The sequence below is a fragment of the Rhodoferax sp. genome (assembly GCF_039922535.1).
Taxonomy (GTDB): domain Bacteria; phylum Pseudomonadota; class Gammaproteobacteria; order Burkholderiales; family Burkholderiaceae_C; genus Rhodoferax_B.
Genome location: NZ_JBDTEM010000325.1, coordinates 1 through 14,353, shown reverse-complemented (window position 1 = coordinate 14,353; position 14,353 = coordinate 1). Strand labels below are relative to the sequence as shown.

General features: G+C 66.1%; 8 protein-coding genes and 2 pseudogenes. 5 read left to right on the top strand and 5 right to left on the bottom strand.

Features of this window, described 5'->3' with window-relative positions:
* Positions 1–365 (bottom strand): annotated as a pseudogene (locus ABI213_RS15605) (hypothetical protein); the annotation flags it as partial.
* Here ABI213_RS15605 and ABI213_RS15600 point away from each other — a divergent pair.
* Positions 364–501 (top strand): hypothetical protein, encoded by a 138-nt coding sequence (locus ABI213_RS15600; protein ID WP_348007741.1) that lies wholly within the window; start codon positions 364–366, stop codon positions 499–501. The pseudogene ABI213_RS15605 and the gene ABI213_RS15600 sit on opposite strands and share 2 nt — an antisense overlap.
* A gap of 13 nt (positions 502–514) precedes the next feature.
* On the opposite strand, the gene ABI213_RS15595 is transcribed toward ABI213_RS15600, so the two are convergent.
* Genes ABI213_RS15595 through ABI213_RS15580 form a run of 4 tightly spaced genes read right to left on the bottom strand, consistent with a single transcriptional unit; the run spans position 515 to position 8,160 of the window.
* Positions 515–1,141, bottom strand: a complete 627-nt coding sequence (locus ABI213_RS15595; protein WP_348007740.1) for a response regulator — start codon at positions 1,139–1,141, stop codon at positions 515–517.
* Positions 1,142–1,157: 16 nt separating this feature from the next.
* Entirely contained in the window at positions 1,158–3,140 is a 1,983-nt protein-coding gene (locus tag ABI213_RS15590) for an ATP-binding protein (RefSeq protein ID WP_348027748.1), read from the bottom strand.
* A complete protein-coding gene (locus ABI213_RS15585; protein WP_348007739.1) occupies positions 3,137–4,009 on the bottom strand; it encodes a carbon-nitrogen hydrolase family protein in 873 nt (290 codons plus the stop codon). Before ABI213_RS15585 ends, ABI213_RS15590 begins: the two co-directional genes overlap by 4 nt.
* Positions 4,006–8,160 carry a YhdP family protein gene (locus ABI213_RS15580; RefSeq protein WP_348027746.1) on the bottom strand — a complete coding sequence of 1,385 codons (4,155 nt, stop codon included), beginning with the start codon at positions 8,158–8,160 and terminating at the stop codon, positions 4,006–4,008. Before ABI213_RS15580 ends, ABI213_RS15585 begins: the two co-directional genes overlap by 4 nt.
* Positions 8,161–8,230: 70 nt before the next feature.
* Between ABI213_RS15580 and glnE the strand changes: the two genes are divergently transcribed.
* The 4 genes and pseudogenes from glnE to ABI213_RS15560 all read left to right on the top strand — a co-directional run.
* On the top strand, positions 8,231–10,960 hold the full coding sequence (glnE, locus tag ABI213_RS15575) for a bifunctional [glutamate--ammonia ligase]-adenylyl-L-tyrosine phosphorylase/[glutamate--ammonia-ligase] adenylyltransferase (protein WP_348027744.1): 2,730 nt from the start codon (positions 8,231–8,233) through the stop codon (positions 10,958–10,960).
* A gap of 67 nt (positions 10,961–11,027) precedes the next feature.
* The gene (locus ABI213_RS15570; RefSeq protein ID WP_348005878.1) at positions 11,028–12,080 is read left to right on the top strand and encodes a PDDEXK nuclease domain-containing protein; all 1,053 of its coding nucleotides are present in this window, start codon (positions 11,028–11,030) and stop codon (positions 12,078–12,080) included.
* A 669-nt stretch (positions 12,081–12,749) separates the two neighbouring features.
* The gene (locus tag ABI213_RS15565; protein WP_348027742.1) at positions 12,750–14,150 is read left to right on the top strand and encodes an efflux transporter outer membrane subunit; all 1,401 of its coding nucleotides are present in this window, start codon (positions 12,750–12,752) and stop codon (positions 14,148–14,150) included.
* Positions 14,151–14,171: 21 nt separating this feature from the next.
* Positions 14,172–14,353, top strand: a pseudogene (locus ABI213_RS15560) (efflux transporter periplasmic adaptor subunit); the annotation flags it as partial.

Sequence of the window (14,353 nt, the reverse complement as noted above, 5' to 3'; positions counted from 1 at the left end):
ACCGGGCCGGGGCGTTCGCAGCTTTTGATCCAGGCGTTCCAGGCTTCATAGAGCGGGTCCTGGCCAAAGCCGGGCAGCTCGGCCCAGCGCACCGCCGTCCAGCGGCTTTTGCCCTGGGTGATGGGCGGTGGCAGCGGGCCAGTGTCGCCGGGGACGGCATAGGGCGTGGCCTCGGGCAGACCTGGAACGGCAGGCAGCGCCGACGGGGCGGACTCCGGGGTTTCGGGCAGGTGGGTGGCGCAGGCGGCCAGGGTTACTACAATCGCGGCCAGAACCACACGGCTTGCGCCGCGCCGCCATGCCGAAGTCACCGGCCATCGCGGCGCGGGGCAAGCCACCACATTTTGCTGAAGGAGTCGATTCATGGTCTTGCTGTTATTGGAAGCGCTGTTGGCCGGATCGTTGCTGATACTGATTGTCTGGTGGACCATGTTCTCGGGCCGTAAAAATGGCGAAGTCGTGGATAAATCTGAAGAAAACAAGCCTCCAGCGCAGGAATAGCCTGCGCTGACAGCTACATTTTTTGTAGCAAATTGGCCAATTCTACGGCCGACTTCACTTCCATCTTGTCGAACACCCGGCCCCGGTGCACCTCCACCGTGCGCACGCTGATGTCGAGCTGGTCGGCGATCAGCTTGTTGGGCAGGCCCAGCACCACCAGCCGCATCACGTCGCGTTCGCGCTCGGTAAGTTCGGTCAGGCGGGTTTGCAGGCGCTGGCGGCTGTCGTGGGCCCGCAGGTTCAGGGCCGACTGGGCCAGGGCCTGCTCGATGCGGTCCACCAGGGCATTGTCGGAAAACGGTTTTTCACAGAAGTCGAAAGCCCCGCGCTTGACCGCATCGACGGCGGTCGGCACATCGGCGTGGCCGGTCAGAAAGATCACCGGCATGGGCAGGTGCAGCCCCCGGGCAATCAGCTTGTCAAACAGTGCCAGCCCGCTGATGCCGGGCATGCGCACATCCAGCAGCAGGCAACAGGCCTGGCGCGGCACGAAGCCCGCAGCCAGCATGGTCTCGAAAGCCTCGGCGCTGGGAAATCCTTCGCTGAAAAGCCCGCGGGACCGCAGCAGCCACGACAGTGCATCGCGCACGCTGGCATCGTCATCGACGATGAAAACGGTGGCATCTTGTACGGGTTGCATCCTTAGCTCACCTTCATCACAGGGGTTCAGAGATCGGCAGGGTGAACCGGAACACGGTGCCCTGCGGCGGGTTGGCAGCGAAGCTTAACGCGCCGCCGTGCTGCTCCACCACCGTGCGGCACAGGCTCAGGCCCAGGCCCATGCCTTCGTCTTTGGTGGTGAAAAACGGCGTAAACAGGCGTTCGGCCACCTCGGGCGAAATGCCGGGGCCCTGGTCGGACACCGAAAACACCACCCATTCCTGTATCTGCTCCACTTGCAGTACCAGCACCCGCTCGGCCACGGCAGGATCTTCCATGGCCTGCATGGCGTTGCGGGTCAGGTTGAGCAGCACCTGCTCGACCATGGAGCGGTCGCACAGCACGGGCGGCAGCGCATCGGCCACGTCCAGCTGCACCTGCACGCCCAGCTTGCGGGCCTGCAACTGCACCAGCGGCAGAATGGCATCCAGCAGCACCTGCGGAGCGACGGGCTCACGCACCTTGGCGCGGCGGCGCACAAAGTCGTGCACGCTACGGATCAGTTTGCCCGCACGTTCCACCTGTTCGGCAATGCGGCGCATGGCCATGGCCAGATCGGCGGTATCCACTGCCGCGCCGCCGGTCTGCAGCCGGTTCAGCGAGCCGGTGGCGTAGCTGGAGATGGCGGCCAGCGGCTGGTTCAGCTCGTGGCTCAGCAAGGAGGCCATTTCGCCGACCGTGGCCAGCCGGGCGGTAGCCTGCAGCCGGTCCTGGCTGGTGCGCGACAGCTCTTCCACGCGGCGCTGCTCGGTGATGTCCACCACCGCACTCATCCAGCCGGTGTGCGCGCCCTGGGCGTTGATCAGCGGGGCCTCCATGACCAGCACCGGGAAAAAGCTGCCGTCCTTGCGCATGAACACCGAACTAAAGCCTTCACGTGGCGGTGCGCCGCCCGCCATGCGGACTTCCTGGCGCTGCTGGTATTCACGGGCCAGGTCGGGCGGCCAGTAGGGCGCAGGCATGCTGTGGCCCCGCAGTTCGTCGGCAGAAAACCCCACCATCTGGCAAAACGCCGGGTTGACATAGGTGATGCAGCCCTGCAGGTCGCGGGCCCGCAGGCCGGTGAGCAGCGAGTCCTCCATGGCTTTGCGGAACGCCAGCGCATCGGCCAAGCCGCGCTCGGCACGCTGGCGCAAACGGGTGTCGCGGGCCAGCAGCACCGTCACCACCAGCAGCGCCAGCGACATCAGGATCACCAGCACCGTCATCAGGTTGGGAAACACACCCGGCGCACCCCGCCAGCTGTCCAGCCGCACCACCATGGTGTTGCCGGGCAGGTCCAGCAACTGCCGTGCGGTAAACACGGGCGTACCCCGGCGGGCCACGCCACGCAGGGCCAGGCGCGCACCATCGGCCTCGGCAAACGACACCTCCTGGCTGCGGGTAAGCTGGCGGGACACCAGGCTGCTCAACACCTCGGCCAGCGAGTAGGTGGCCACCACATAACCCCGCGCCTGCCCGCTGACCACCAGCGGAATGCACAGCTCGATCACCTCCATGCCCAGGCTGTCGGGCTGCGGCAAAAAGTAATTGCTCGAATAGGCTGCGCTGTTGAAGCGTTGCGCGGTGGCGCAGGCCAGGGAGACGTCGGCCTGGGTCTCGACACGGCCCAGCACATCAAATACCGGCGCACGGTAGGGCGAATCCACCGCCACCACCATACCGACGGCGGTGTTGCGCCACTCCAGCCGCAGCAGCTCGCGGTGGTCGCGCAGCAGGACGGACGCATCGGCGGCCCAGGCCGCTGGCGAGGGATCGCCGGCATGCAGGGCCTGCAGGCTTTGCACATTGCGGGTCAGACCGCTGCGGATGTCGTTGACCACATTGGCGGCATCGCGCTCTAGCTGGCTTTGCACCTGGCTGGATTCGTACCGCTCGGCCAGCCAGACCAGGGTACCCAACGCCACCACCAGCAGCGCCAGCATCAGCAGCCACAGCAGGGCCAGCTTGCGCCGCGAAATAGCCTGCACCAGCTTCATAGGGTGCGGTGCGCCAAGGCGGGCAACTGGCTGCGGCATTGCGCCAGACGGGCCGCATCCAGCGTACCCAGCACCACAGATTCACCCTCGGCGTGCTCGGCCAGCACCGTGCCCCAGGGGTCTACCAGCAGGCTGTGGCCCCAGGTGCGGCGGCCGTTGGCGTGCAGGCCGCCCTGGGCCGGGGCCAGCACATAGGCTAGGTTTTCCACCGCGCGGGCGCGCAGCAGCAACTCCCAGTGGGCCTGGCCGGTGGTGTGGGTAAAGGCGCTGGGCACCAGCAACAGATCGGCTCCCTGCGCCGCGTAGTGGCGGTACAGCTCGGGAAAGCGCAAGTCGTAGCAAATGCTCAGGCCGATGCGCCAGCGCTGGCCGTCGCGTGCGTGCAGGTCGAACAGCACCGGCTCGGAGCCCGGCTGCAGCACCCGCGACTCGTCAAACCGCTCTTGCCCGTTGTCGAAGCGAAACAAATGGATCTTGTCGTAGCGGGCCACGCAGGCCCCTGAGGGGTCAAACACCAGTGTGCTGTTGCGCACCCGGCTGCCATCGCCCACGGTAACTATGGAGGGACTGCCATGGTCCAAAGGGCTCTGCCCTTTGGGAACCTCGGCAGTCAGGGGCAGCGTGCCGCCCACAATCCACAGGTTCAACTGGCGCGCCGTGCGGGCCAAAAAGTCCTGGATCAGGCCGTGGCCAAAGGCTTCCTGGATCTGCAGCTTGTCGGTATCGCGCTGGCCCAGCAGGCAAAAGTACTCGGGCAGCACGGCCAGCTCGGCACCACCTGCCGCGGCTTCGGCGAGCAATGCGCCGGCGCGTTCCAGATTGGTCTGTAACTGGGTGCCAGAGACCATCTGGATGGCGGCGACTTTCATGGGGTAGCTTCCTGCTTGGTGGGGGCCTGGGCCTCAACTTTGGCACCGAACATCTTGTGCGGCACCTTGGTGATTTTGGGGTCGGCCCAGGTGCCGTCGATATGGAATTGCTGGGTGGCCGCCTCGCTCAGCGGGCGCTGCAAAAACCACTGCGCCAAAAACGTGCCCAGGCCGATGGCGGGGTTGATCACGGCGGCCACCAACGAGGCGGTACCGGCGGTGATCTCGGGCACTACCACTACTTTCAGGTCCTGGGTTTCGCGGGCAATGTCGGCGCTGCCCTCCATCATCACCGCAGCGTTTACGCCCTTCATTTGCAGGTTGTTGGTGGTGGCGCGGCCCTGGTCTACCTGCACGTCGCCGCGTACCGAGTCGAACGCAAAGCCTTCGCTGAATACATCGCGGAAGTCCAGCGCCAGGCGTCGCGGCAGGGCCTGCAAGTTCAACACGCCCAGCAGCTTGGCCAGGCCGGGGTCGGCCTTCAGAAACTGGCCGCTGTCTACCGCCAGATTGAACTGGCCGCCCAGCGTAGCGGTATCCAGCGCCAGCGGCGAGCCGATCCAGCTGACCTGCCCGGCCATCTGGCCCTTGCCGCGGCGCACCACTCCCGGCATGCCAAAGCGGGCCAGCAATTGCCCCGCATCCGCAATATCGAGGTGGAAGTCCAGCGTGGTGCGCCGGGGGGTGGCATGGAGGGCACGTCCGGCTCCGTTAGGCGCGCCCTGGTTGCCCAGGGACACCCAGTTGCCGGTGGCACTGAGCTGCGCGTCGGGGTTGGTGATGGTGAGCTTGTTCAACCTCCATTCACGCACCCCGGTATCCACCAGCCCGACCCCGCCAGGGCGGCCGCCCCGGTTGACGGCCTCGACCTCGACACGGCCGAGTTTTTTGCCTTTCAGGTCCAACGCGTCGACCACGATGTCCAGCGCGGGCACGGTGTCCGACGGCTCATCCAGCAGGGTTTCCACCTCGGTGGCGGTGCTGGGGGCCAGGGCCAGCCGAGTCAGCCGGGCATACACACGGCCTGGGTTGGTCTCGGCAGGCAGGCGGTATTCCACATAGCCATTAAGTTCCTGGGCATCGATATTGGCGCGCCAGGTGGTGGCAAAGTGCGAACCGCTCAGCACCAGCTGGTGCAGGGTGCGGCCACCCAACGTCAAGGCCTTGGCCTGCACCGCCAGGGTGGTCGGGGTGTAGCCGCTGCTGGCACTGGTTGAAGCAGTACCGCCAGTGCTGGCGATATTGGGTGAGTCGGTCATTTTGGCGGCCAGCGCTTGCCAGGCATCGGCACTCACGGTATCGACATGGATGTTGGCCGACACGCCCTCGGCGGGCATCAGCACCGACTCGCCGGGCGGCAGACCCACCGATACGGTGCCGCGCAGCACCTGGGGTACTGCGCCTGAAATATCCCGCACATAGAGCACCGAAGCGACCGACCCACCCGCTCCCAGCGCCAGCGCCAAACTATCGCGCAAGGGCGGGCTGGTGCCGGGTAGCAGCAGGTTGTCAAAACGCAAAGGCAGCACGCTGTCGGCGGTTTTGGCCAGCGGCGCGGGCAGGTTCAGCGCCACGCCCTGCAAATTGCTGCTGACACTGACTTCGGGTACCCCCTGGCGCACGCCGACCGCCGCGGTATAGGCGGCACTGCCGCTGGCGAAGCGGGCGATTTGCGCCACCGCACCCAGGCCGGTGGCCTGGCGCAAGCCCTCTGCCGTGGCGATGCCTTGCACCTTGAACTGCGCACCCCGCGCGGCATCGGCCATGCTGCCTTCGATCTTCGCGTCTCCGCCCAGCATCCGGGCCTGGCCGCCGACCAAAGCGAAGCCGGTGTCCGAGAAGTTGACCACCCCACGGGCCCGCCCCAGTGCCGGGCTGCTGGGGGTGATTTGCACATCGTTGCCGCCCAGCGTGATGCTGCCCTGCACCTTGCTCTTGTCCATGTCGGCAATCGGCAGTTGCAGACGCAGTTGCAGGTCGGCCGTGCCGCTGGCCGTGGCCTGGTCCAGCGCATTGCCGGTCATGGATGCCAACGGAGAGCGGTTGACCACACCCAGCATGTCGGCCAGCGGGCCGCGACCCTGGGCCTTGAAAACCACCACGCTGTGGCCCAGGTCGGCAATCTGGGCCTCGGCCCGGCTTATCTGGAACCCGGTGGCACCGGCCAAGCTGCCACTGGCGCGGTTGACCTGCAGGGTGTTGCCGTCAAACACCAATTCGCCGGATAGCTGTTCCAGCGCGGGCCAGGGCAAGGCGTTGGTCGGGTGCAGGCTGGGGGGGGCGTAGGCGTAGGTGGCATTGCGCACTTCGGCGGCAATGCGGAACTCGCCTTGCCGGGGTTTGGAGAACGGAAAATCGTACAGGTCGCCCTTGACGCGAAACTTCACCTGGTCGGCGCGGCCCGCCAGCACGGCATCGCGCACGTAGTGCCGCACGTCGGCATGCAGCTCCATGGGCAGGTAGCGGTGCACCCGGGTGGCATCGCCACGGCTCAGTTGGCCCTGCAGGTCCAGCACACCCGGAAAGCGCGCATGGCTGCCCGACTGTGCAGGGTCGCTGGTGTGCCACTTGACCTGCAACACACCCTCGGCATCGGCATTGGCAAAACGCACATCGCTGGCCTGTACCGCCAAGGCATCGCCCTGCTGCTGCCACGCCACTGCGGCCGAGAGTTGCGCCATGGGCACCACCGGCTCCTCGAACAGGCCGGGCAGGTCGAGCGCGCCCTGGGCCACACGCAGGTCCGCCTTACCCCCGGCCTGGGTGACGTCGAAGTCCACCGCTGCGCCACGCACGCCGGGGCGGCCCAGCGGCACCCGGTCTTTGGGGCTGGGCGCTGCGGGTACGCCTGCGGCCACCTCCAGCCCGGTGATGCGGCCTTTGGCGCTGTAAGTGGCGGGGGCGGCTATAGCGCCAGTCCAGCGGGATTCGATATGTTCCACCAGCCCCTGGGGTTCGTAGGTGGCCAGCAGGTTGTGGGTGGCGGGGCCCAAGGGCAGGCTATTCGCCATGTGGGCCAGCAAGGCCAGGTCCAGCCGGTCGGCGCGCAATTCGCCTTGTGCAGGCAGGCGGGGGGTCACGTCCTGCAGTTGCAGCGACACATTGCCCCCCGGCCAGACCTCGCCATCGTCGGTGGTGAATTGCAGGCCCTCGGTGGCCAGCGCCACACTGCCCTTTTGTTGCTGCAGGGTGACGCGCCCTTGCAGTGACTGCAAGGCCAGCGGCTGCAGCCCGGCGGCCAGGGTGGCACGGGCACCGGCCAGCGCTACGTCGGCCGTACCACTGCGCACCTGCCCATGCCGTATGTCCACCCACACCCGCAAAGCCCCCACGCCCTCCACCACGTCCACACCCACATCGGCATAGCGGCGCAGCTGCGACACATCGACGCGCGGCAGGCTGGCATAGGCCGGGCCGTCCCAGTCTTGCCAACGGCCCCGGTGGATGCTGAGCAAAGGCTGGCGGAACTGGGCGCTGAGGCTGATGCGGTCGCCCCACTCGGCGGGGGGTGAGGCATCCAGGCGCAGGCTATGGCCCAAACCCTTGTTGCGCATGACGAAATCCACGCCGCTCAAAGCCAGCGGGGGCGCGGCGCGCTGCTCGTCGGTCCAGCGCACCGTGCCGCCGCGCACCACCAGCTCGGTTTGGGCAAACAGCCAGTCCAGGGAACGGCCATCGCCGCTGCTGGTGTGGGACACATCCAGCCCGGCAATAAAGATGCTGCCGTCCACACTGCGGCGCACGTCCAGCTCGGGTTTCTCGATGGCAAAGGTCTCAAAACCGCGCTTCAGCAGCGACGCGGGCGACAGCGTGGCCGTGACCCGCGACAGCTTCAGGGCCTCGCGCCCCTGGCCGTCCAGCAGGGCCACATCGCGCAGCTCAAACGAGGGGAACAGATGGTCTGACTGGGCCGATATGGCGCCGATGCGCACCGGCATGCCCAGCGCCTGGCTGGCATAGGTTTCCAGCCACGGGCGAAATTCGCCAATTCGCGGCACAATCCAGCCGTGTAAAGCCCCCCAGGCCAAGGCCAGCACCAGCCACGCCGCCACCACCAAGCCCAGGCACCAGGATGCGGCAGTGGCGGCGAATCGGAGCAGGCGTGTGGGATACGTACTGGAAATAGGCTTGGCTTCAGTCATTGGACACATGGATGCAACCAGAATTATCACTCCCACGGCAGCCGCTCCCGCAGCAGGCCTCTCGCTTTACGGTGTCACTTTGTTAAGCAGTCCCGCCCCCACCGAGCCTTTGTCCGGCCACTCGCGTTTTGTGCAGCGCCTGCGCCGCCGTTACGCCAGCCAGCTCGACCTGCTGCCCCCTGGCCCGCCAGAGCGTGCCAGCATGGAGGCCACCCTTGCCACGCTGCGCGCCACCGGGCTAGACACCGGAGCCGCCCTGCGCAGCCTGCGCCAGCTGGTGATGGAGCGCCTGGTGGTGCTGGACTGCGATGCCCAGGTCTCCCTGCAGGTGGTGACCCGCGCCGTCACCGAACTGGCCGAAATCGCCCTGGACGCCGCCTGCATCCACGCCTTTGCGCAACTGGACAGCCAGCACGGTGCCCCCCTGGCCCCGGACGGCAGCCGAGCCCAGATGTGGGTGGTGGGCATGGGCAAGCTGGGCGCCCGTGAACTGAATGTGTCCAGCGACATCGACCTGATCTACGTCTACAACTTTGATGGCGACACCGCGGGCCTGGTCGGCATGGGCGAGGGCCGGGGCCGCACCAGCAACCACGAATACTTCTGCAAGGCCGTCAAAATCATCTACGCCCTGGTGGGCGATACCACCGAACACGGCTTTGTGTTCCGCGTCGATCTGGCATTGCGCCCGCACGGCAATTCCGGCGCGGTGGCGGTGTCCATGGACGCGCTGGAAAACTACCTGCAAGAGCAGGGCCGCGAATGGGAGCGCTTTGCCTGGCTGAAAAGCCGGGTGGTGGCCCCGCGCAGCGGCATCACAGACGCCAGCGCGCTGCGCACCGTGGTGCTGCCCTTTGTGTTCCGCCGCTACCTGGATTACGGCGTGTTCGACGCGCTGCGCAACCTGCACCAGCAGATCCGCGACCATTCGGCCAAGCGCAGTGCGGGCCGCCCCGAGCGGGCCAACGATGTCAAGCTGTCGCGCGGCGGTATCCGCGAGATTGAATTCACCGTGCAACTGCTGCAGGTGGTACGTGGCGGCCAGTTCCCCGAGCTGCGCACCCGCCCCACGCTGGCCGCGCTGCAGCGCCTGGCCCACGCCGGGCTGATGCCCCAGGCCACCGCCGACGCACTGGCGCTGGCCTACACCTTCTTGCGCAAAGTCGAGCACCGCATCCAGTACCTGGACGACCAGCAAACCCATGTGCTGCCCACCGCCGATGCCGACCTGGCCTGGATCGCCCACAGCATGGGCTACCCCGACTGCTGCGCCTTCCTGAGCGAACTGGACACCCACCGCGAGCTGGTAGCGCAAGAGTTCGACACCCTGCTGGGCGGCAAAAAGGAATGCAAGGGCTGCAATGGCAAAGCCGGCAAAGCCGGGCCAGGCGACTTGTCAGGTGTACCCGACCTGGCGACCCTGGCCGAGCGCGTGGACGAACCCCTCAAGGCGCGCTTGCTGCGCTGGTCCACCCACGCCCGCGTGCTGGCCCTGAGCGACATATCCAGCGCCCGGCTGTCGCGGCTGGTGCAGCGCAGCATCGGCTGGCTGCAGGACGGCAGCACCAGCCCGGACGGCGTGCTGCGCTGGATGGACTGGATCGAACCCCTGCTGCGCCGCGACCACTACCTGGCCCTGCTGCTGGAACGCCCCTCCGTCCACCAGCGCCTGCTGCGCCTGCTGGCCACCGCCAAATGGCCCGCACGCTACCTGCAAACCCACCCCGGTGTGATCGACGAGCTGGCCTCTGATCCCATGCTGGCCGAACGCTTTGACGCAGCCGCCTTTGAGGCCGAACTCGAAGCCCGCCGCACATCGCTGCGCATCACCCAGGAAGACGACGAAGAAACCCTGCTCAACCTGCTGCGCCGCGCCCACCACGCCGAGCTGTTCCGCACCCTGGCACGCGATGTCGAAGGCCGCATCGCCGTCGAACAAGTGGCCGACGACCTGAGCGCCCTGGCCGACGTGGTGCTGCGCGTCACCGCCCGCTGGTGCTGGCAACGCCTGCCCAGCCACCACCTGGACGAACCCCGCTTTGCCATCATCGGCTACGGCAAACTGGGCGGCAAAGAACTGGGCTACGGCAGCGACCTGGACATTGTGTTTGTGTACGAGGACGAAGACGAACGCGCCCCCGAGGTCTACGCCCAACTGGTGCGCAAACTCATCAACTGGCTCAGCGTCAAAACCGCCGAAGGCGACCTGTTCGAGATCGACACCGCCCTGCGGCCCAACGGCAACTCCGGCATGCTGGTCACCACCCTGAACGCCTACGCCAACTACCAGGAGCGCCGGGGCAGCAACACCGCCTGGACCTGGGAGCACCAGGCCATGACCCGCGCGCGCTGCGTGCTGGGCCCGGACGACATGGGCCAGCACTTCGATGCCATCCGCCAAAACGTCATCACCGCCCCGCGCGACCTGCCCGCCCTGCAGGCCGAAATCGTCGCCATGCGCAACAAGGTCCGCGCCGCCCACCCGGTGCGGGGCGACAACTTTGACGTGAAACACAGCACCGGTGCCATGGTGGACGCAGAGTTCGCCGTGCAGTACCTGGTGCTGGCCCACGCGGCCCAGCACCCAGAACTGCAGGAAAACGTAGGCAACACCGCCCTGCTGCGACGCGCCGAGGCCGTTGGCCTGCTGCCCCCCGGCATCGGCGAGGCCGCCGCCAACGCCTACCGCGAACTGCGCAAGGCCCAGCACCAGGCCCGGCTGAACGAAACCCCCACCCAGGTGGCCCCACCGCTGCTGCAAAAAGAGCGCGAGGCGGTGCTGGCGCTGTGGCGGGTGGTGTTTGGGTGAATGCTACTGAATAGATAGCTTCTGGCGCAGGTGGAATCTGCGCTGGATACAGATTTGGCTTATGAAAATGACCCCGCTCCACCCCACCGATTACGCCACCTGGCTCGCGGATCTGAAGACCCAGATCCGCAGCGCCCGCCTCAAAGCCAGCTTGGCCGTCAACCGGGAGCTGGTGTTGCTGTATTGGCGCATGGGGCGGGAGATTCTGGAGCGCCAGAACTCTCAGGGCTGGGGTGCCAAAGTCATCGAGCAACTGGCGAAAGATCTGCGGGCAGAGTTCTCGGACATGCGGGGATTATCCCCACGCAACATGAAATACATGCGGGCGTTTGCCGAGGCATGGCCGGTGGAGGCATTTGTGCAGCAGGCTGCTGCACAAATTCCATGGTTCCACAACTGCACCATTCTCGACAAACTCAAAGACCGCGCCACCCGCGAGTGGTACATCCACAAAACCATCGAAAACGGCTGGAGCCGGTCCGTACTAGAGCTGCAAATCGAAACCGCTGTGCACCACCGCCTGGGTGCAGCGCAAAACAACTTTGCCCGCACACTGCCCGCGCCGCAGTCTGACCTGGCCCGCGACCTGATGAAGGACCCGTATGCATTCGACTTTCTCGGTATTACCGACGCATCCAGCGAGCGCACGATAGAAAAAGCCCTGACCACCCATCTGCGTGATTTTTTGATTGAGCTGGGCGTGGGCTTTGCCTTTGTCGGTAGCCAGTACAAGCTCGACATCGAAGGCGACGAGTTCTTTATCGACCTGCTTTTCTACCACACGCGCTTGCACTGCTACGTGGTAATCGAGCTGAAAAACACCGAGTTCCGCTTCGAGTACACCGGCCAGCTCAACGGCTACCTGGCAGCCGTAGACGACCTGGTGCGCGACCCAGCCCATGACGCACCCACCATCGGCATGGTGCTATGCAAAAGCAAAAAGAAAACCATGGTTGAGTACGCCTTGCGCGGCGTGCAAACCCCCATGGGCGTATCCACCTACCGCACCACGCCCGAGCTACCGCAGGAAATATCCGCCCTGCTGCCCAGCATGGAAGCCCTGGTAGCGCAGCTGGATGCCGGAGACCACGCCCCTGCACCACCCAGTCCGCTGGCATAAACCGCCGCGAACCGATACCAGGTTGAGAACGCCCGCCGCGCACTGCTGCGCCAAAAGCCTCCGGCGCAGGTTACCCACAGAGAGTGGTACTCACCGCCCCACTAAAATTACAAGCCAGATTACCCTCTAGCGTATATGCAACCTGCGCAGGCTGCTATTTATTAAATAGCGTTAACGCAAAAAACCCAACGTGAATATCTGCGGCTTTAGCTTGGCGGTCATCTTTAATGTCTTCTTCGCTCTTGGCATTTTTCAGTTCGTCGTACAGGAACACGGTGGGGCCAATAGTGAAAAGGTGGGCGCTGTGCAGCGCAGAGGTGCGGGAGGCGAAATTGATTCTACGGTGCGAGTTTGGGGACGGGGCAGCAGTGCCAAACCGTGTCGCGCAAGGTTTATCGCGACAAATCGTCTGTCGCGATACCCGCATTGCGCGACAAGTTAGGGAATGGTTGGTTCAAAAAATACAAGCCAAATCGCCCTATAACCCATATAAAACCTGCGCAGGAAGCTACTTTTTAAATAGCAACCACGAACCGCCCCAGCCCCGACACATAACGACACAAACCGATACCCCGGTGAGCAGACACCCCGCCCTGCTGCAGGCACCATGCGCAGCTGGCCTGCCATGCCTCCAGTACCATCACCGTCCACCCTTGCAAGGAACCCTGCATGCCTTTTTCCGTTTGGCGGCCTCTGTTGGCCACCCTGCCCCTGTGGTTGGCCGCCTGCGCCACCACGCCGCCCCCACCCGCCGTGCCCGCGCTGGCCGCCGCGCAATGGACCGCGCCGCTGCCGCACCAAGGGCAGTTGGGGGATTTGTCCACCTGGTGGCAGCGGCTGGACGATCCTCTGCTGGTGGTGCTGATCGCTGCGGCGGAGGATGCCAGCCCGACGGTGGCCTCGGCGGCATCGCGCATTGCCCAGGCGCGGGCGACTTCGGTGGCGGCCGGGGCGGCGCTGGGGCCGACGCTGGATGCATCGGCCAGCGCCAGCCGCGGCATCTCGCAGCCCGCGGTGCCGATTGCGACCACCGCGCAGGCCGGGCTGCAGGCGGCGTGGGAGATCGACCTGTTTGGCACGAACCGGGCCGCCGCCAACGCCGCCCAGGCGCGCCAGCAAGGGGCCCAGGCCCAGTGGCATGACGCACGGGTGTCGGTGGCGGCCGAGGTGGCCAGCCAGTACATCACCGTGCGGGCCTGCGCCCTGCTGCGCGGGCTGGCGGGCGAAGATGCCCAATCGCGCCAGGAAACCGCGCGCCTGTCGGGCCTGAGCACCCGCGCCGGTTTTACCGCCCCGGCGGTGGACGCGCTGGCCCGCGCCAGTGCCGCCGAGGCCAACAACCGCGTGGTGCAGCAACTGGCGCAGTGCGATGTGTACCTGAAAGCCATGGTGGCCCTGACCGGCCTGCCCGAAGCAGAAATTGCACAAAAACTGGCCGCTGCGCCCGTCCCACCTGCGCAGATAGCTTTGTTTTCCATAGCATCCATCCCGGCGCAGGTACTGGCCCAGCGGCCCGACATCTATAGCGCCGAGCGCGACGTGGCGGCGGCCAGCTTCGACGTGGGCAACGCCCAGGGCCAACGCTACCCCCGGCTGACGCTGAACGGCTCGATTGGCGCGCTGGCCTACCGGGCGGGCGGCGCGAGCGAGAACTTTGGCACCTGGTCCATCGGCCCGGTGGCCTTGTCGGTGCCGGTGTTCGACGGCGGGCGGCGCCGCGCCGATGTAGAGGCCGCCCAGGCCCGCTACACCGAGGCAGTGGCCATCTACCGTGGCAAGGTGCGCCAGGCCGTGCGCGAGGTGGAGGAAGCCCTGGTGAACCTGCGCAGCGCCGATGACCGTTTTGCGGACACCCAGGCCGCGGCCCAGGGCTACCAGGCGTCGTTCAATGCGACGCAGGCCCGCTATACCGCTGGCCTGGCCAGCCTGCCCGAGCTGGAAGACGCGCGCCGCAGCGCGCTGGCCGCCGACACCAATGCCATCGCCTTGCAGCGCGAAGGCCTGCTGGCCTGGATCGCCCTGTACCGCGCTGCCGGTGGCGGCTGGACAGCCAGCGCACTTCAGCCCTGAACACCTACCGAATACCGCACCATGACCTTCAAACCAAACGCTATTGTTTTCGCAGCTGTCTGCGCAGGTGCTATCTGCGCTGCAGGCTTTTTTTCTATCAATTCTGAGGCAGCGGACAAAGCTGTGGTGGCCCCCAAACCCGCGCTCACCGTCACCGCCGTGCTGCCCCAGGCGGGCACACTGCCGCTGCAGATCAGCGCCAA

Bases quoted from the DNA above. Each gene is read 5' to 3' on its own strand.
- ABI213_RS15600 (WP_348007741.1), top strand. From the start codon at position 364: ATGGTCTTGCTGTTATTGGAAGCGCTGTTGGCCGGATCGTTGCTGATA.
- ABI213_RS15595 (WP_348007740.1), bottom strand. From the start codon at position 1,141: ATGCAACCCGTACAAGATGCCACCGTTTTCATCGTCGATGACGATGCC.
- ABI213_RS15590 (WP_348027748.1), bottom strand. From the start codon at position 3,140: ATGAAGCTGGTGCAGGCTATTTCGCGGCGCAAGCTGGCCCTGCTGTGG.
- ABI213_RS15585 (WP_348007739.1), bottom strand. From the start codon at position 4,009: ATGAAAGTCGCCGCCATCCAGATGGTCTCTGGCACCCAGTTACAGACC.
- ABI213_RS15580 (WP_348027746.1), bottom strand. From the start codon at position 8,160: ATGTGTCCAATGACTGAAGCCAAGCCTATTTCCAGTACGTATCCCACA.
- ABI213_RS15570 (WP_348005878.1), top strand. From the start codon at position 11,028: ATGACCCCGCTCCACCCCACCGATTACGCCACCTGGCTCGCGGATCTG.
- ABI213_RS15565 (WP_348027742.1), top strand. From the start codon at position 12,750: ATGCCTTTTTCCGTTTGGCGGCCTCTGTTGGCCACCCTGCCCCTGTGG.